Below are 18,220 nucleotides of genomic sequence, written 5' to 3'. Positions count from 1 at the left end.
CATGAAGCGTTGGCGACTGCCCACATTGACGCTGTATCAGAAGCTGCTGTTCCTGCTGCTCGTCTCCGTCTATATCCCTGTGTTCAGCCTCGGCTTCTTCTCCAACAGCCAGTACGGGCGGCAATTGGAAAAGGCGGCGGAAGCGTTCCTCTCCGACAATCTGCAGATGAATGCGCAGCGGATGGAAGAATGGTTCGACGATGTGGAGCGCCGCTCGGTTGACATCTACTCATCCAGCGCCTTGCAGCGCCTCCTCATTAGCGCGAAGAACGACCAGCCGCAGGAGATCGATTTTCTGTATGAATTGGGCAAAATCCGCTACTCCCTCGCCGGGCCGTACGACCTGAGCATTTACCCGGCCGATCTGGACAAATATGCCGGGTACGGGACACTCATCGGCAGCATGCCGCAGCTCGACACCGACTGGTTCGGGCAGGCGCTGCAGTCGGACGGGCGCGGCTTCTGGCTGTCCGACGAGTCGGCGAATGCTTCGGGCATGCGGCAGACGGATTTTTACTACATCCGGTTGATTCGTTCCCTCGACGGCCGCTTTCAAAACTTGGGGGTCATGGTTATCCGCGCCCCAAGCCCTTTCGTGCAGAAGCGGCTGGTGACGAACGACCGTTACGCGAGATACCAACTGACCGTCATTGACGGGAACGGGCGCAACTTGCTCGACCCGGCGTCCCGGTTCGGCCCCTCCTTTTTCTCCCGCCTCCCCATTCCTCAGGATTCCGGGCGCCTGGACCGTCTCCCCGCGATCTCAAGCGACAACACGCTCTATTATGCAGATGCGCTGGCGCTCCGCTACAACGGCTGGCGAGTGGCCGCGATGATCCCGGTGTCGGATGTGCTCGGACCGATTAACGCCATTAAGCAATATACGTGGCTCGCCTTGGCCGCCAGCTTGGCCGTGATCACCACACTCCTCGCCCTGCTCACCCGCCACGTGACCGTACCGATCCGAACGGTCGTACGCTACATGCGCCGCGTGCGCCAAGGCGCGCTCGACCGCTGCGACCCCTATACGCAGCGTCGGGACGAGATCGGCCAGCTCGTCGGCGGGTACAACGCCATGATCGGCGGCATGCTCGACCTGCTGGAGACGACGAAGCAGGCGGAGCGAGAGAAGCGCAAGCTCGAGCTGCAAATGCTCATGCATCAGATCAATCCTCACTTCCTGTTCAACACGCTCGACGCGATCAAGTGGAAGGCCGAGTCCGCCCAGCAGGCGGCCATCGCCGACATGGCGACGGCACTCGCCGACTTGCTGCGCTTCAGTCTGAACGAAGGCGAAGAGCTGACGACGCTCGAGCGAGAGCTGGAGCATATGAAGTCCTACGTGTTCATCGAGCAGCTGCGCAAGGGCGGCTTCCAAGTGCTGTACCATGTGCAGCCGTCGCTATTGAACGTCCCGTTCATGAAGCTGATCCTGCAGCCGATCGTGGAGAACGCCGTCCGCCACGGCATGGATCGGCTGCCGTTCGGCGAAGGGAAGCTCTTGATCTCCGTCTTCCGCGAGGAACGCTCGATCGTATGCATCGTGGAGGACAATGGGCCGGGCTGCACGCCGGAGCAGCTGTCCGCCTTGACTGGGCTGCTGTCCTCCGGAAATAACGACCGTCCCGTTGAAAACGCGGCGGCGACGTCCGAATCCGCGGGCACGCCCGGCCGCATCGGGCTCGGACTCCGCAATGTGCACCGCAGGCTCGCCGTCAGCTTCGGCGACGAGTACGGGCTCACGCTCGCTAGCAGCCCGACCTCGGGCCTGCGCGTCGTGATCCGCCATCCAATGCTTGAGCACACTCCATAAATCACCCTTGCGAAAGGCTAATTCAGCCCTGTTCCTGGCTGCGCCGCCGGGTTCTACAATTAGAAATGTAAGCGCTCGCCACTTATACATCAACCACAGGAAGGGAGGAATCCGGCAATGGGGAGAACGGCTCGGCTGCGGCTGCTGCGACGCTATAGCCCGCTATACTTGATGCTGTTGCCGGGACTGATCTACTTCGTGATCTACCGCTACGCTCCGATGTTCGGGACGCTGATCGCCTTCAAGGAGTTCAGCTTCATGAACGGCATCTGGGGCAGCCCTTGGGCGGATCCCTGGTACAAGCATTTCCAGTATTTCATCGACTCGCCTTATTTCACGAAGATCATGTCCAACACGATTCTCATCTCCGTCTATAAGCTCGTCTGGGGGATGGCGCCCGGCATCGTGTTCGCGATCCTGCTGCACGAGGTGCGGTTCGCCCCCTTCAAGCGGATCGTCCAGACGATCGCGTACTTGCCGCACTTCCTATCCTGGGTCATCGTGTACGGCATGCTGCTCGTCCTGCTGTCGGAGACGACGGGGCTCGTCAATGTCTGGATGAAAGAGCATTTCGATGCGGCCATCCCCTTCCTCACTTCGACGACCTGGTTCCGCAGCGTGCTGATCGGCTCGGAGGTCTGGAAGGAGTTCGGCTGGAGCGCGATCATCTACTTGGCCGCCATCACCGGCATCGATCTTACCCTGTATGAAGCCGCTCGGGTCGACGGCGCCGGCCGGCTGCGCTCCATCTGGCACATTACGCTCCCGGGGATCCGCAACGTCATCCTGTTGCTGTTCATCGTGCGGTTGGGGCACATCCTGGACGCGGGGTTCGATCAGATCTACATCATGTACAACGTGAAGGTGTACGAGGTCGCCGACATTCTCGACACGTACGTGTTCCGCACCGGGCTCGAGCAGTTCAACTTCAGCCTCGCCTCAGCCGTCGGGTTGTTCAAATCGCTCATCGGGCTGGTGCTCGTCATCAGCGCCAACCGGATGGCGAGACGTTGGGGGGGAAGCATATGGTGACCCGGGGCTGGCAGGAACGGACTTATATGATCATCGTGTATAGTCTGCTGACAATGGCGGCGATCAGCGTCATTTTCCCGCTGCTGTACGTCATCGCCGTATCGCTCACGCCCTATGCGGAGGTGCTGAAGCGAGGCGGCTTCGCGATTATCCCGCGCCGAGTGACGTTTGAGGCCTATGCGACTTTTCTACAAGATTCCAAAATTCCGCGGGCGTACGGGGTCACGATTTTCATCACGATGGTCGGAACGCTGGTGAATCTGGTGCTCACCTCGCTTATGGCGTATCCGCTGAGCAAGAAGGATTTGCCTTACCGCAACGTCTTCCTGCTTCTCGTCGTCTTCACCCTGCTGTTCAGCGGCGGCATCATTCCGACTTATCTGGTGGTCAAAGCGACCGGGCTCGTCAATTCGGTCTGGGCGATGATCCTTCCAGGGGCCGTCAGCGCGTTTTATTTGCTCATCATGAAGACGTTTTTCGAAAACTTGCCGGAAAACCTGGACGAAGCGGCCAAAATCGACGGCGCCGGGGAAACGCGCATCTTCCTCTCCATCGTCCTGCCGCTCTCGCTGCCGATTCTGGCGACGGTAGGGCTGTTCTATGCGGTGGGGCATTGGAATGAATTTTTCGGCGCGATCATCTACGTGACCGACAACACGAAGCATCCGCTGCAGGTTATCCTCCGGGGGATTTTGAACCAGAGCCAAATGCCGGAGCAAGACTTCGAGCGGGTGCTGCCGACGGAGACGCTGCAGATGGCCGCGGTCATTTTATCGACGCTGCCGATTCTGGTCGTGTACCCGTTTATCCAGAAATATTTTACGCAGGGCGCGCTGTTGGGCTCCATTAAAGGATAGTGTGTTTTCCCAAAATTAGAGAGGGGTATGATTCGATATGAAAATCCGTCTGCCGCTTGTACTGAGTGTCGCGCTTGGAACCGGGCTCGTCGTTTCGGCCTGCAGCTCCGGCTCCGACAACCCGCCCTCGGCCTCGTCGTCCGGCCAGCCGTCACCAGGTGCTTCCGTTTCCGCGACTGCCAAGCCTCCCTCCGCTCCCGTCAAAATCACGATGCTACGCGGCGGCACGGGCTTGCCGGCTCCGGATAAGGATGTGCTGCTACAGCAGCTGAACAAGGACTTGAACATGAATCTCGACATCTCCATGGTGCCTTCCGAGTACGAACAGCAGTTGAACGTGCGGTTGGCGGGAGGGACGCCTCCTGATATTTTCGGCGTGGACAAAAATCAGATGTTCGCTTATGCGAAGCAAGGGATGCTGCTCGACTTGACCCCTTACCTGAAGAAGATGCCGAATTTGACGCCGGCCAATGGGTTCACCGATACGCTTATGAAAAAAGGGCAAGTGAACGGTAAGCAATACGCCATTCCATACCGGCCGCTTATTCCCGTGCAGACGACATTCTGGGTGCGCCAGGATTGGCTTGACAAGCTGGGGCTCAAGGCGCCGACGACGCTCGACGAGCTCAAGGCGGTGGCCAAAGCGTTCGTGGAGCGCGATCCGGACGGCAACGGCAAGAAGGATACGATCGGCATTACCGGCCTCGGCTTCGAGGGGACGCTGAGCCCCATCTTCGCCGCCTTCGGCGTCGCCGCCCCGGGGCATATCATGATCAAGGATAACAAGGCGGTGTATTCGTCCGCGCTGCCCGAAACAGTCAAAGCGCTTGACTATATCAAAGGGATGTTCGACGAAGGCCTGATCGACCCCGAGTTTCTGACCAATACGGGGTTGTCTCACCAGGAGAAGGCGTTCAAGGGGCAAGCCGGTATCGTCTACGCCCACTGGGCGCACATCAAGCGGCCCGACATGGAGCAGAAGATGAATTCGATCAATCCGAATCAAAAATGGACGCAGCTCGACGCTATGACCGGGCCGGGCGGGAAGTTCGCAGACATGTACGACGAGGGCAACACCTCAAACCGCTATGTGCTGCCGAAGTCCCTCGAGAAGGAGCCGGCCAAGGTGGAGAAGATTATCGAGTACCTGGACTATGTGTCCGGCGGTAAAGGCCAGCTGCTCGTCAACTACGGCATCGAAGGGACTCACTATAAGGTCGTGAACGGGCAAGTCGAAGTCGATCAGACGAAGGTGGCGGAGATCGGGCAGGCGACGATTCATCAGCTGACCGGCCGGATCGAGATGGACTATTTGAATGCCCGCTTCCCGGGGCAGAAAACGTACTTCGAGTTCACGAACAAGCTGCCGGTCATACGGATCTATGACGGCTTCCTGCCGGTGCCCGATGGCGTCAATATGAGCGACAAGAACAAATATGAGCTGGAGGAAATGGTGAAGTTCGTCTACGGCAAACGCCCGACGAGCGATATGCCGGCGTTCCTGAAGACGCTGCAGTCGACCTACCAGCTGGACAAAATCGTGAGCGAGGCGGAGAAGGAATTGAAGGCATTGGGGTTGATCAAGTGACCGTAGGTGACTCTGAAAAGAGAGGAGTAGGCCGCTATGCATGTGTATGAGTTTCAGACGTCGCTGCCGGTTAGCGCCGAATACGACGTCCTCGTCTTCGGCGGCGGCCCGGCCGGCTGCGCCGCCGCGATTCAAGCCGCCCGGGACGGGGTTCGGGCAGCGCTCGTGGAGAAAAACGGGATGCTGGGTGGCACGACGACCGTGGCGTCGGTCAACTTCCCGGGCTTGTTCCACACGCGCCTCGGCCGGCAGGTGATCCGCGGCATCGGCTGGGAGCTGATCGAGGAGACCGTCGCGCGCGGCGGAGCCGATCTGCAGGACTTCTCGGTCCCCTACGAGCCGGGACGCCATCCTGCCCACCATATCTCGGTCAACCGGTTCGTCTATGCGACCGTGTTGGACGACATGTGCGTGCAGGCCGGCGTGACGCTCCGGCTGCATGAGCTGCCGGCCGCGATCCGGCCGGACGGGGACGGCTGCGTGGCGGTGCTCGCGGGCAAGTCCGGCCTCACGGCCGTCCGGGCCCGCAAGCTCGTCGACGCCACGGGCGACGCCAACATCGCCGCGCTGCTCGGCTGCGCACTGGAGGAAGACGCGTGCAAGCAGCCGGGCACGCTCATCTACCGGCTCGGCGGCTACGCGCTCGCCGAGGTGGACCGCACCGCGCTCGAGCGGCTCGCGCGGGAAGCGATCGCGGCCGGCGAGCTGCGGCCGACGGACTTCTCGCGCCCGGGGCCGGGCGAGCCCCCGCTGTGGCGGGAGCTCCGTTCCGGCGGCGGCAACCACAACCACATCGTCGGCATCGACGCCGCCACCTCGCCGGCCAAGACGGCCACCGAGCTGCATGCTCGCGCCGCGCTGCTGCGGGCGTACCGGCTGCTGCGCCGGGTGCCGGGCTGCGAGCGGCTCGCCGTCGAAGACGTCGCCGTCGAGTGCGGCATCCGCGACACGCGGCGCATCGTGGGCGAGACGCGGATCACCGGCGACGCCTACAAGACCGGCTACGTCTGGCCGGACGCCGTCTGCTACAGCTACTACCCGATCGACATTCACCGGCACGACGACAACACGATCGACATCCGTCCGCTGGCGGACGGTGTGGTGGCGACGATCCCGTACGGCGCGCTCGTCCCGCAGGGCAGCGAGCACCTGCTGGCGGCCGGGCGCTGCATCTCCGGCGACGCCGAGGCGCACTCGGCCTACCGCGTGCAGGCGTCGGCCAGCGCGATCGGCCAGGCCGCCGGCGCGGCCGCGGCGATCGCGGCCCGGCGCGGCGTCGCCGTGCGCGACGTCGACGTCGCGGAGCTGCGCGACGCGCTGCGCCGGGCCGGCGCGATCGTGCCGGCGCCGGCTGCGGCCGCCGCGCCGGCGGACTAGCCGCTCGGGCCGTGCGGCAGGGGAGCAGTCGCACCGCCGGGAGGTGTGTGCGCCAGCCTTTGCGGCAGGTGGTCAGGCGTGGCCCAAAGTGTTTCCGCTTCGAGCAGGAATTAGTTGGCCTCGCCGACTAATTCCTTGCTTTGCGTGCACTTCTCATGTGAATTCAGTCGGTCTTGCCGACCAACTCGCGCCGAAGGCCGGGGTCACGTGCCTAATTAGTCGGTCCCATCGACCAACTCGCGCCGCAAGCCGGGGTCATGTGCCGAATTAGTCGGTCCCGCCGACCAACTCGCGCCGATGGCCGGGGTTACGCATCGAATTAGTCGGTCACGCCGACTAACTCGCGCCGCAAGCCGGGGTCACGTGCCGAATTAGTCGGTCCCGCCGACCAACTCGCGCCGATGGCCGGGGTCATGTGCCGAATTAGTCGGTCCCACCGACTAACTCGCGCCGATGGCCGGGGTCACGTGCCGAATTAGTCGGTCCCGCCGACTATTTCAGCCGGAGACCGGGTGGTCAGCTTCGAATAGAATGGTTTTTCCCGCTAATTCGGCCGGAGACCGGGAGTTCCGCGTCGAGTTAGGTGGTTTTTCCCGCTAATTCAGCTGGGCAGGCCCCTCCTCACGTCATCCACACGTACACGTGCCCGTCCGCCTCCTCCACCTCATAGCCGCGCAGCCTTACGCCTTCGTCGGCCAGGTGCCGGCCGCTCATCGACCTCTCCTTCGCGGCTATTGCCCGATTCCAGTAAGATTAACCGCCTGTACCGTTTATGCATCCTGCCAGCGAATGGCTCCCCATGGCATACATTGGCCTAATGTTGGAAACACAGTAGATAACGCCTGCGGTGAACAAGGAGGTTGGTCCATGCTACGGACGATGATCGTGACCCGCGACTTGGGCTTGCTGCACAACATTCCACTGGAGGAGATTCCCCGCCAGAACCCGCTCTGGTATTGGGTCGATTACAACGCTCCGACGGAGGAAGAGGCGCGCAGCCTGGAGACGCATTTCCACTTTCACCCTCTGGCCATCGAAGACTGCTACCATTTGCTCCAGCGGCCCAAGCTCGACCATTACGAGGACACGCACTTCTTCGTGCTGCACGCCCTGGATGAGGTGAAGTTATCCGCTCATGAGGTTGACGTGTTTATCGGAGAGGGGTTCCTCGTGACGTTCCACAAGGCCGAGCTTAGGGAGCTGGATGCGGCCTGGGAGAGGGTCACCTCCGAGCGCCATTGGGAGAAGGGTCCTCTGTACGCCATGTATTCGGTGGTGGACAAGCTTGTCGATCAATATTTCCCGGCCGTCATTCAGATCGAGGATCATTTGCTGGAGATCGAGACGGACGGTGGCCCGATACACAGCCCGACCTTGATGAACGAAGTGTTCGACATCCGTTCCCAATTGCTCAAAATCCGCAAGACGGTCATCCCCATGCGCGACCTCCTGTACCGGATTGTCAATTCTGACCGCATTACGGGGCTGAAAGAACAGCGTCTCTATTTTCACGATGTCTACGACCATCTGCTGAAGCTGGCCGAGATGATCGATGCGAACCGGGAGATGACGGCGGATATGCGGGACAACTATATCTCGCTCAGCTCCAATCGGATGAATACGATCATGAAGACGCTCACGGTTATCACGACGATCTTCATGCCCCTTACGTTCATAGCGGGCATCTATGGGATGAATTTCAACTACATGCCGGAGCTCACCTGGCGGTGGGGATACTTCGCAGTGCTTGCCCTTATGTTCGGCATCGGATTCGGCATGTTCACTTGGTTTCGCCAAAAAGGATGGTTCAAGTAGCCGCCACGACCAGCACATCCATATGACGCGCGGTCCGCAGCAAATCCTTCACAAGCGAGCCTTGCCACAGCTCCTTCCAGAACGAGGACTTCGGCTGACCGACGATCATCTGCGTCGCGCCGTATGCGGTCGCGGTGCGCACGAGCACATGCGAAATGTCCTTGGCCCGCCGCGCATGCTGCACCTCGAACCGGCCGCCCAGCCGCTCCGTCAGCTTCTGCAGCCTTGCCAGACACTCTGGGTCCTTAATGGACCGCTCACCTTGGCGCCCGTGCTCCACTTGCACGAAAGTCACCACCCATTCGGCCTTCAGCCGATACGCGATGCGGAAGCCCCGGCGGATCAGTCGCTCGGCGTGCTGCATGTTGTTCACGCACACATAGATGAATTCCTTCCGCCTCCACGGGCCCCGGAGCGAGCTGCGGCGCTCCCAGGCCTCGAGCCTCTCGTCCACATCGTCCGCGATTTCCCGCAACGCCAGCTCCCGCAGGGCGATCAGATTGCCGATACGGAAAAAATGGTTAAGCGCCTGATCCACCTTCTCCTTCGCATAGATGCGCCCTTCCTGCATGCGCTGCTGCAGCGTCTGCGGCGTCACGTCGATCAGCTGCACCTCGTCGGCCAGGCGAAGGATGTGGTCCGGCACCGTCTCCCGCACCCGCACACCCGTGATTTGCTCGACCGCGTCGTTCAAGCTCTCCAAGTGCTGCACGTTGACAGTCGTGATGACTGAGATGCCCGCTGCCAAAATGTCCAATACGTCCTCGTACCGCTTCTTGTGGCGGCTGCCCGGGACGTTCGTATGCGCCAGCTCGTCGACGAGCACGACCTCGGGATTGCGTCGGAGGATCGCCTCTGTATCCATCTCCTCCAAGCGCGTGCTCCGGTACTCGATCATCTGACGCGGCAACACTTCCAGCGCCCCTACCTGGGCGAGCGTCTCGGCCCGGCCGTGCGTCTCGAGCAGCCCGACGCACACTTGCACGCCTTTCTTCAGCAAGTCGTTGCCTTCCCGCAGCATCGTGTACGTCTTGCCCACGCCGGGCGCGGCCCCGATATACACCTTGAACCGTCCCCGCTTCATTCGCAGCACTTGGCGGTCCATCTCCTGCGAGGTGAGGCGGCGGAACAGCTCCGCCTCCTCGTCCTCCGGCTTAGACATCCGGGTCGGGAGGATGCGTTCGCCTTCATGCTCCGCCCGGTCCGCCACGACGAAGATATCGACCTGGCGCGTGCGCTTCAACATACCATGTACGATCGAGCCTTGCCACCATTCCTGCCAGCGCGTCTGCTTCGAATGGCCGATCACGATTCGCGTGACTTTGTGCTCCAGCGCGTAGTCGACCAGCATCCCGGGCAGCGCTCTCCGCGACGGGAGCGGCAGCTCTTCGAAGCTTGCCGCACCGACCCGCTCGACGAGCTTCGTGATCGATCGCTTGAACGCGGACGTCTCCTTGCTCGTCTTCCGCTTCGGATTCACGAAAGTGACGACGAGCAGGTCTCCATTCAGCCGTTTGGCGATCTGCTGGCCGCGCCGGATGTAGATCGAGCCGTTCCAGTGATATTGAGCCGACACCAGGATGCGTTCCGATACCCCCGAAGGGCCGGTGAGCCCCAGATCCTCGCGATGCTGGTCGAGCGATTCGTTCACGCCCTCGGCCACGAGGCGCAGCGTCAGCTCGCGCAGCACGGCGAGGTTGCCGCGCTTCAGCATCTCGCTCTTCTGATTGCGCAGCGTGCCCTCCGCCACCCGGCTCAGCATCGTCTCCGGGGTGACGTCGATCAGCACGACCTCGTCGGCCCGCTCGAGCGTGTCGGCCGGTACCGTCTCGGCCGCGTCGATGCCCGTCAGCTTTTTGGCGATCGCCCGCACATCCTCCAGCTCATAGACGTTGACGGTCGTAATGACGCTGATGCCGTGGTCGAGCAAAAAGCGGATATCGTCCAAGCGCGTAGGGAATCTCGCCCCCTCCCGGTTTCGGTGAGTGAGTCCGTCGACGAGCAGCACCTCGGGGCAGCGCGCCACGATCGCGTCGAGGTCGAGATCCTTCCGCTCCACGCCGTCGAGGCGGTGGCGGATGCTCGGCACCCGCTCCAGATCCCCGATCTGCTCCACCGTCTCCGGCCGCTGCATCGTGGATACGGCCGAGATGACGACATCGATCCCGGCCTGCTTGAGCGCTTGCCCATCCCGAAGCATATGGTACGTCTTGCCCGACCCGCTGAGCGCGCCGATGTACACCTTCAGCCGCCCCCGGTGCAGCCGGGCGATCGACTTCAGGAGCTCTTCCGGCGACTTGCGTTTGAAGTCGTCCATGCCATGCCACTCCCCCTAGAAGCGGGAAAAGTCCGGAGCCCTGAGAGCCCCCGACGATCCCTTCCTTACTTCTTCAACAAACTATCCAAGGCCAAGTTCAACTTCAGCACATTGACGCGCGGCTCGCCGAACAGACCGAGGTCCCGCCCCTCCGTATGATCGTCCACCAGCTGGTTCAACTGCGCCACCGACACCCCGGTCAGCTTGCTGATCCGGGGCACTTGCACCTTCGCCGACGACGGCGTAATATGCGGGTCGAGACCCGACCCCGAGTTCGTGATCAAGTCGATCGGCAGCTCGCTCAAGGGCACATTCGGATTCGCCTCCTGCCAGGCGGCGATCGACTCCTCCGTCCGCTTCAGCATATCCGGATTGGACGGGGCATAGTTGTTCGAGCCGGATGCTTCCGCTTTATAGTCTATACTCGACACCCGGCTCTGAAAATGCATCGGATCGTCGAACTTCTGTCCGATCAGCTCCGAACCGACCGTCTCTCCCGCTGCATTCTCGATGAAGCTGCCGTTCGCCCGTCCCGGGAACAGCACTTGCGCTAGGCCGGTAGACACGAGCGGATACACGATGCCACACAAGACGATGAAGACGAGGCTGATTCTTATGACGACGCCGAGCGACAATCTCCCGGTCTCTTGCTCTTGCTTTATCCTTTTATTCATTTGCGCTCTCTCCTTCTAGATCCACAAATGCACGATCAGGTCGATCACCTTGATCCCGACGAACGGGGCGATCAGGCCGCCGAAGCCGTACAAGGCCATATTCCGCTGCAGCAGCTTGGCCGCGCTCATCGGCTTGTACGCCACCCCGCGCATCGCGAGCGGGATGAGCAGCGGAATGATAATGGCGTTGAAGATTAATGCCGATAAGATAGCCGACAGCGGAGAGCCGAGCCTCATCACGTTCAGCGCCTCCATCTCCGGGATGGCGATCGTGAACATCGCCGGGATGATGGCGAAGTACTTCGCCACGTCATTCGCGATACTGAACGTAGTCAGCGCGCCGCGCGTCATGAGCAACTGCTTGCCGATGCCAACGACCTCGATAATCTTGGACGGATCCGAGTCCAGGTCGACCATGTTCGCCGCCTCCTTGGCCGCGGTCGTCCCGCTGTTCATCGCGAGCCCGACGTCCGCCTGCGCCAGCGCCGGCGCATCGTTCGTTCCATCGCCGGTCATGGCGACGAGCTTGCCTTCGGCCTGCTCGCGGCGGATGACGGCGATCTTGTCCTCCGGCTTGCTCTCCGCGATGAAGTCGTCGACGCCGGCTTCACGGGCGATCGTCGCCGCCGTCAGCGGGTTGTCGCCGGTACACATGATCGTCTTGATCCCCATCTCGCGCAGCTGGTCGAACCGCTCCTTCATCCCAGGCTTCACGGTGTCCTTCAGGTAGATGAGCCCATAGATCGTGCGATCTACCGCGACCGCGAGCGGGGTGCCTCCCTCCTGCGCGATCGCGTTGCCCTTCTGCTGCAGATCCGCGGGTACGGTCCCGCCCTGCTCCTCGACCCAGCGGCGCACCGCGTCAACGGCGCCCTTGCGTACCTTGCGGCCGTCCTTCAGGTCGATGCCGCTCATCCGCGTCTCCGCCTTGAACTCGATGAAGTCTCCGCCGACCGCGACCGCTTCGGAATACGTCATTCCTTCCTTCTTCATCAGCTCCAGGACGGAACGGCCTTCCGGCGTCTCATCCTTCACCGAGCTGATCGCTGCCCATTCCGCCACGGCGCTCACCGACTCCGAGCCGACCGGGATGAACTTGCTCGCCATCCGGTTCCCGAACGTGATCGTCCCGGTCTTATCGAGGATCATCGTGTTGATGTCGCCCGACGCCTCCACCGCCTTGCCCGACATGGCGAGTACGTTGAACTGGGTGACGCGGTCCATGCCCGCGATCCCGATCGCCGACAGCAGCCCGCCGATCGTAGTCGGGATGAGGCAGACGAGCAGTGCGATCAGCACGGGGATCGTCAGCTCGACATCCACGAACTTCGCGATCGGCGCCAGGGTGGCGACGACGATCAGGAAGATGAGCGTCAGCGAGGTGAGCAGCGTGTTCAGCGCGATCTCGTTCGGCGTTTTCTGCCGCTTCGCGCCTTCGACGAGCGAGATCATCCGGTCGATGAACGACTCCCCGGGATCGCTCGTAATCCGGATCGTTAGTTGGTCGCTGACGAGGCGGGTGCCCCCGGTGACGGAGCTGAAGTCGCCGCCCGCTTCCTTGATGACCGGGGCGGATTCCCCGGTAATGGCCGATTCGTCCACGGAGCCGAGCCCCTCGATGACTTCGCCGTCGCCCGGGATCATCTCGCCTTGCGAGACGACGACGATGTCCCCTTTACGCAAGTCGGTGGACGGCACCTGCTTGATGACGCCGTTCACCCGCTTGTTCGCGGTGATTTCTTTCTTCGTCTTCTTGAGCGAGCTGGCCTGTGCCTTCCCTCGCCCTTCGGCTAGAGCCTCGGCGAAATTGGCGAACAAGATCGTGAAAAGCAGAATGAGGAAGACAGTGCAATTGAACCCGATATCCTCCTCGGTTCCGAAATACCCAGGGAGCAGCGTCATTAGCAGCACGACGAACGTGCCGACTTCTACGACGAACATGACCGGATTTTTCATCATGGAGACCGGGTTCAGCTTGACAAAGCTGTCTACCGCAGCTTGCTTGACGATATCGCCGGTCAATAACCCTTTTCGTTTTGAACTCATGGTTGATCCCCACCTCTTCTATTAGCGAATCGTCAAATGTTCCGCGATCGGTCCCAGCACGAGTACCGGCAGGAAGGTCAGTGCCCCGATAATGAGGACCGTCCCGACCAGAATACCCACGAACAACCCGTTGTCCGTCCGGAACGTCCCGATCGTCTCCGGCACCCATTGCTTGCGTACGAGAGAGCCGGCCACCGCCAGCATCGCGATCATGGAGATGTAACGGCCTAGCAGCATGACGAGCCCGGTAGAGATATTCCAGAATGGCGTATTGTCGCCCAGGCCCTCGAAGCCCGACCCGTTGTTGGCCGCAGACGACGTATATTCATACAGCACCTGTGAGATGCCGTGGAACGATGGATTCGTGATGGCGACTTTCCCTAGCTCCGTCAGAAGCGCAATCGCCGTTGGCCCCAAAATGATAAGCGGATGCACCAGAATCGCGATCGCAATCAGCTTCATCTCCCGAGGCTCGATCTTGCGCCCGAGGAATTCCGGCGTACGTCCGACCATCAGGCCGGCTAGGAACACCGCCAGCATGGCGTACATCAGCATGTTGACGAGCCCGACCCCTTTGCCGCCGAACACGTTGTTCAGCATCATGAGAGACAGCGGCGTAATCTGGCCGAGCGGGGTCAGCGTATCGTGCATGTTGTTGACCGAGCCGGTCGTCGCCGCCGTCGTTACGGTGGTGAACAAGGACGACTGCGCGATACCGAAGCGGACTTCCTTGCCCTCCATACTGCCCTGGGAGGCGTCGATGCCGAGCCGGTTCATGACGGGGTTGCCGTTCGACTCGGACGCATAGTTCAGGGCGAGGAAGGCGACGAATAAGAGCATCATGCTGGAGAAAATAACCCAGCCTTGCTTGCGGCTCTTGGCGAACAAGCCATACGTGTAAGGCAGCGCCGCACCTATTACCCACATAGACAGAATTTCGATGACGTTCGTGAGCCCGTTCGGGTTCTCGAACGGGTGGGCCGAGTTGACGCCCATGAACCCGCCGCCGTTCGTTCCCAAGTGCTTGATCGATACCAGCGAAGCCACCGGTCCGATCGCGATCTGCTGCTCCTGCCCCTCCAGTCCGGTGACCGTCTGCGTCGGCTTGAGCGTCTGCGGGACGTGCAAGGCGACCAGCAGCAGCGTCACGACCAAGGCGATCGGGAAGAACACCCGCGTATGCGCCCTGACGAAATCCTCGAAGAAGTTGCCGATCTGATGCCCCTTGCTCGTAATCCCGCGGATGAACGCGATCGCGACGCACAGGCCGGTGGCGGCCGAGGTGAACATCATCATCATGATGACGATCATCTGGGAGAAGTAGCTTAGGCCTGTCTCCCCGCTGTAATGCTGCAGGTTCGTATTGGTTATGAAGCTGATGACCGTGTTGAAGCTCAGCGTCGCTTCCATATTACCGATATCGTTCGGATTGAGCGGCAGAAACTTCTGCAGCCTCAGGATGAGGTAACAGAAAGCGACTAGCGCGATATTGGTGACGATGAAGCTGAGGGCGTACGTTTTCCAAGTCATACCCTTGCGGTCCTTCACCCCGATCAGGGCGAATAAGGGCCGCTCGACGAAGCCGAACCAGCGGTCCGTCGCGTTCGCTTCATTGCGAAATACGTTGTATAAGTAAGTGCCCATTGGCTTGACGAGCAGCAAGAGCACTACTATGACGATAGTAATCTGCAAGACGCCCATAGTTGACAGTGTCCTCCCTTGACGGAATCCCGGCTAAAATTTTTCCGGATGGATCAGCGCATATACCAGGTACAAAAAAAGGAGCGCGGTGCAAACGAGCACTACAATCATGGCTGTTCGGCCCCTTCCTCGATCACCCGGCCGCACCAGTACAGGAACCCGGTGAAGACGAAATAAGTCGCCGCCAAGAGCAGCAGCATATACAGATCGGTCATCGCGATCGCCTCCGATTTTCATCACGTGCTTTCACAGTTTTCAATAGCGTTCCAAAAAAATGCAAAAAAAACCACAGAGGCATTAAGCCCTGTGGTCTGACGTCAGATCACACGCTTCATCATCCTCTCTCCAAAGGCATGCCGCAGGTGTGGATACCGGCTCTGCCATCCTACGCTTACGAGGTTAGCTGACGGATTCGGGCGGTGAGAGTCGCCCTACCCGGTACGTGCGATGTACCGGGATTCACCCCATGCCTCCTGCGTTTGACGGCTCTCACACCGTCGCCCGCGGGACGCGTTTGGTTCCCCCGCTTTCCCAGGCCTCAGGCCCAGGAAACTCAGCGATTCGTTCCGAACGGTCGGTTCGGATTAATCTGAGTCGTATCTTACGCTTGCCGGGTCGTTCTGTAAATGGAGGACGGCTTTCATTTTGGAGAGGGAACGGTAGGGGCGAGGGGCTAATCGAATAGGGGCTCCGATTTTCTCTATGATGCTCTGTATTTCGTGTATTTTCGCTTGATTGGCGAAACGCCTGCAAATGAGATAGCACGCATGTGGAGAATGGAAGAGATGCGCGGTTGTATCCGTTTTATTGAGAGGAACCGGGGGATATGGGCTGTTTTTCCCGAAATTGAGGATTGGGCCGGCATAGGCGGGTGAGAGGTTTCTTAGTTTTGCGGGGTGCGGGATGCGGGGTGCGGGCCCGGAGGGTGTAGACTCGATTAACGGAAAAATTTGCTGCTAACCTGATTTTCGAGGTGATTCCAACCCAAATAACGGAAAATTTTGCCGCTAATCCATTTTTTCGATTGCAAAACAACCCCATTCACATCGTTAGCAGCAAAAATGTTCATTATTTTTATGAGATCGATGAAAATCGAGCAATAGCGGAAAATTTTTCCGTTATCTATGAAAAGCCGATTTACTGAGCCGAGACCTAACTGTTCCATCACCTCATCCGATCATCCGCCAGCCCTCGTTACTTAATTACTTGTCATTCCCGGAACATATATCCCATGACCCCCGATCCGATGTCAGATTCCCAAGAACGTGTGATTTGTTCTCCCTCCGTCACCTTACTGTAATCCGTGCACCCAGCCTATGGGAACTTATACCGGACCAGTTTCCGCTTCCTGGCGCCAAAAAAACCGGCCTATGGCCGGTTTTTGCTTAGCTCTTTACTTGGAACTCTGCCAGCGGAACGGGTTCGTGCCGAAGAAAATGTCCGGGTTCGCCTGCACATTGTGCATCCAGAACGTGAAATGAAGATGGGGGCCGGTTGAAAATCCAGTCGTGCCTACGAGGCCGATGATGTCGCCTTTCTTGACCTTGTCGCCGGTCTTCACGTTCAACTGCAACATATGCGCATATTGGGAGAAGAGGCCCATGCCGTGGTCGATATAGATGGCGTTGCCGGTCAAGTACAGCGTCTCCGCCAGGACGACGATGCCGTCGTTGGTCGCCTTGATCGGCGTCCCTTGCTTGGCGGCCAAGTCTAACGCCAGGTGGGAGCTGTCGTATTTGTTGTTCACGTACCGGGTGTACCCGTAAGGGGTCGTGAGGATCCCTTCGATCGGCTTAATGAACTCCGAATCGAACAGGAATTCCGGGGCCGACTTGCTCCGAGCCGCGTCGATCTTCTTCTGATCGGCCAAAATGCGGGCCGTGTCCTGCTTCATCGCTTCCATCTCCTGCGTGACCTGCAGGTATTGCGTCTCGAATTTCTTCGACTTGATCGTCAGCACTTGATCCCCGATTGTATAGGTCCCCGGCTTGACAGACAGCGATACCGGCAAGTACGTGAAGTACCCCGCTCCATAGGGCTGGAGCTTGTAAGCAGCTCCTTGCCAAGCGACTTCGCCCGGTCCGTCGTGGCGCACCAGGACCGCGTCGCCGATGTAGGCGGTGGCCGGGAACAGCTTCCAGGAGGAGCTCATCGCTTGGCGAGCCGCCTGAGCGTTCTCATACAGCTGCGCTTCGAGCTGGACCGTCGAGCGCCGCTTCTTCTCCGCCTCGAGCGCTTGCCGCACGTCGGGCGTCGCTTCCTTCTGCCACGTCTTCCCTCCGTCCACGGTGACGAGCGGCGGCAGAGGCTCCGCCGAGTCGCTCTCCACGATGGCCCAGCCGATGGCCGAGGTGAGAAATTGCGCTTGCTTCACCTTGTACGTCTTCGAAGCAATCATCAGCGTAGTGAGCTGCGGCTGCGCGGGCGGCGCCCATAAGTCCGCCCAAGGATCTGGGGTCGCCGAGGGCGTACCAGCGGCCGTACCAGCGCCCGTGCCGGCTGGCGCACTTGTGCTTGCCGATGCACCGGCAGCGCTCGGGGCGGCCTTCCAGCTCAGCCCTCCGTCGGTCGTTATTTCCGTATAGGACCGCTTCACTCCGGCTACCTCGATCGCGTCCTCGTAACGGACCCAACCGTGGTCCAAGTCCGTCATGCGCAGCTCGACCGCAGCCTTCGGAATCGGCACCGCGAGTTCGGTCTCGCCGCTCGCCAGCTGTGGCGCTACCGCGGTTCTCACGTTGTAGGCGGCCATGCTTACCAAGGCTATGGAGATAAGCCCTGCTGTGAGCAGGACCCCTTTATAGATCCGGTTTCGTTTTCGGTTGCGAATGTTGGAAGCTGCTTGTTTGCCGTCGGCCATAGTTCCGTGCCTCTCTTTTTCATGGATGCTTCCATAGTACGATACTTGCTGCTGCCGGACAACACTTGTCTGCGACAAACGTGCGCAATTCCGGTTGCATCCTCGCCCTAGGGTCGCCATAATGAAAGCAATGAACTTTG

At 60.3% G+C, this 18,220-nt stretch carries 12 protein-coding genes and 1 riboswitch; of the genes, 6 read left to right on the top strand and 6 right to left on the bottom strand.

Annotated elements, in window-relative coordinates:
* Position 1: 1 nt before the first annotated feature.
* The 6 genes from ACI5FR_RS04355 to corA all read left to right on the top strand — a co-directional run bounded on the left by ACI5FR_RS04355 (position 2) and on the right by corA (position 8,482).
* Positions 2-1,813, top strand: a complete 1,812-nt coding sequence (locus ACI5FR_RS04355) for a cache domain-containing sensor histidine kinase (RefSeq protein ID WP_405450797.1) — start codon at positions 2-4, stop codon at positions 1,811-1,813.
* Positions 1,814-1,930: 117 nt separating this feature from the next.
* Positions 1,931-2,845: an ABC transporter permease gene (locus ACI5FR_RS04350; protein ID WP_405450794.1), complete on the top strand. Its 915-nt coding sequence runs from the start codon at positions 1,931-1,933 to the stop codon at positions 2,843-2,845.
* Positions 2,839-3,702: a carbohydrate ABC transporter permease gene (locus ACI5FR_RS04345; protein WP_405450792.1), complete on the top strand. Its 864-nt coding sequence runs from the start codon at positions 2,839-2,841 to the stop codon at positions 3,700-3,702. The genes ACI5FR_RS04350 and ACI5FR_RS04345 overlap by 7 nt, the downstream gene beginning before the upstream one ends.
* Before the next feature lie 37 nt (positions 3,703-3,739).
* Positions 3,740-5,290, top strand: coding sequence for an extracellular solute-binding protein (locus ACI5FR_RS04340; RefSeq protein ID WP_405450790.1), 1,551 nt, complete (start codon positions 3,740-3,742; stop codon positions 5,288-5,290).
* A gap of 36 nt (positions 5,291-5,326) precedes the next feature.
* Positions 5,327-6,667 carry an FAD-dependent oxidoreductase gene (locus ACI5FR_RS04335; RefSeq protein ID WP_405450788.1) on the top strand — a complete coding sequence of 447 codons (1,341 nt, stop codon included), beginning with the start codon at positions 5,327-5,329 and terminating at the stop codon, positions 6,665-6,667.
* A gap of 867 nt (positions 6,668-7,534) precedes the next feature.
* Positions 7,535-8,482, top strand: a complete 948-nt coding sequence (gene corA / locus ACI5FR_RS04330) for a magnesium/cobalt transporter CorA (protein WP_405450785.1) — start codon at positions 7,535-7,537, stop codon at positions 8,480-8,482.
* Here the strand turns inward: corA and ACI5FR_RS04325 are convergent.
* The 6 genes from ACI5FR_RS04325 to ACI5FR_RS04300 all read right to left on the bottom strand — a co-directional run bounded on the left by ACI5FR_RS04325 (position 8,475) and on the right by ACI5FR_RS04300 (position 18,080).
* On the bottom strand, positions 8,475-10,799 hold the full coding sequence (locus tag ACI5FR_RS04325; RefSeq protein WP_405450783.1) for a universal stress protein: 2,325 nt from the start codon (positions 10,797-10,799) through the stop codon (positions 8,475-8,477). The two genes, corA and ACI5FR_RS04325, sit on opposite strands and share 8 nt — an antisense overlap.
* A 65-nt stretch (positions 10,800-10,864) precedes the next feature.
* A complete protein-coding gene (kdpC, locus tag ACI5FR_RS04320) occupies positions 10,865-11,473 on the bottom strand; it encodes a potassium-transporting ATPase subunit KdpC (RefSeq protein WP_405450780.1) in 609 nt (202 codons plus the stop codon).
* A 15-nt stretch (positions 11,474-11,488) separates the two neighbouring features.
* Positions 11,489-13,519: a potassium-transporting ATPase subunit KdpB gene (gene kdpB / locus ACI5FR_RS04315; protein WP_405450779.1), complete on the bottom strand. Its 2,031-nt coding sequence runs from the start codon at positions 13,517-13,519 to the stop codon at positions 11,489-11,491.
* Positions 13,520-13,540: 21 nt separating this feature from the next.
* A complete protein-coding gene (gene kdpA / locus ACI5FR_RS04310) occupies positions 13,541-15,220 on the bottom strand; it encodes a potassium-transporting ATPase subunit KdpA (RefSeq protein ID WP_405450776.1) in 1,680 nt (559 codons plus the stop codon).
* 33 nt (positions 15,221-15,253) lie between these two features.
* Positions 15,254-15,331, bottom strand: coding sequence for a K(+)-transporting ATPase subunit F (kdpF, locus tag ACI5FR_RS04305; protein ID WP_405451477.1), 78 nt, complete (start codon positions 15,329-15,331; stop codon positions 15,254-15,256).
* Positions 15,332-15,593: 262 nt separating this feature from the next.
* A riboswitch (cyclic di-AMP (ydaO/yuaA leader) is annotated at positions 15,594-15,789 on the bottom strand.
* Positions 15,790-16,613: 824 nt separating this feature from the next.
* Positions 16,614-18,080: a M23 family metallopeptidase gene (locus tag ACI5FR_RS04300; RefSeq protein ID WP_405450774.1), complete on the bottom strand. Its 1,467-nt coding sequence runs from the start codon at positions 18,078-18,080 to the stop codon at positions 16,614-16,616.
* Positions 18,081-18,220: the final 140 nt, after the last annotated feature.

It is taken from the genome of Paenibacillus sp. HJGM_3 (assembly GCF_045062745.1).
Lineage (GTDB): Bacteria > Bacillota > Bacilli > Paenibacillales > NBRC-103111 > Paenibacillus_AA.
The sequence above is the reverse complement of the archived record's forward strand: the minus strand, read 5'-3'. Positions and strand labels throughout refer to the sequence as shown.

What these genes read in the sequence shown, in the direction of transcription:
- ACI5FR_RS04355 (WP_405450797.1), top strand. Translation starts at nt 2, where the DNA reads ATGAAGCGTTGGCGACTGCCCACATTGACGCTGTATCAGAAGCTGCTG.
- ACI5FR_RS04350 (WP_405450794.1), top strand. Translation starts at nt 1,931, where the DNA reads ATGGGGAGAACGGCTCGGCTGCGGCTGCTGCGACGCTATAGCCCGCTA.
- ACI5FR_RS04345 (WP_405450792.1), top strand. Translation starts at nt 2,839, where the DNA reads ATGGTGACCCGGGGCTGGCAGGAACGGACTTATATGATCATCGTGTAT.
- ACI5FR_RS04340 (WP_405450790.1), top strand. Translation starts at nt 3,740, where the DNA reads ATGAAAATCCGTCTGCCGCTTGTACTGAGTGTCGCGCTTGGAACCGGG.
- ACI5FR_RS04335 (WP_405450788.1), top strand. Translation starts at nt 5,327, where the DNA reads ATGCATGTGTATGAGTTTCAGACGTCGCTGCCGGTTAGCGCCGAATAC.
- corA (WP_405450785.1), top strand. Translation starts at nt 7,535, where the DNA reads ATGCTACGGACGATGATCGTGACCCGCGACTTGGGCTTGCTGCACAAC.
- ACI5FR_RS04325 (WP_405450783.1), bottom strand. Translation starts at nt 10,799, where the DNA reads ATGGACGACTTCAAACGCAAGTCGCCGGAAGAGCTCCTGAAGTCGATC.
- kdpC (WP_405450780.1), bottom strand. Translation starts at nt 11,473, where the DNA reads ATGAATAAAAGGATAAAGCAAGAGCAAGAGACCGGGAGATTGTCGCTC.
- kdpB (WP_405450779.1), bottom strand. Translation starts at nt 13,519, where the DNA reads ATGAGTTCAAAACGAAAAGGGTTATTGACCGGCGATATCGTCAAGCAA.
- kdpA (WP_405450776.1), bottom strand. Translation starts at nt 15,220, where the DNA reads ATGGGCGTCTTGCAGATTACTATCGTCATAGTAGTGCTCTTGCTGCTC.
- kdpF (WP_405451477.1), bottom strand. Translation starts at nt 15,331, where the DNA reads ATGATTGTAGTGCTCGTTTGCACCGCGCTCCTTTTTTTGTACCTGGTA.
- ACI5FR_RS04300 (WP_405450774.1), bottom strand. Translation starts at nt 18,080, where the DNA reads ATGGCCGACGGCAAACAAGCAGCTTCCAACATTCGCAACCGAAAACGA.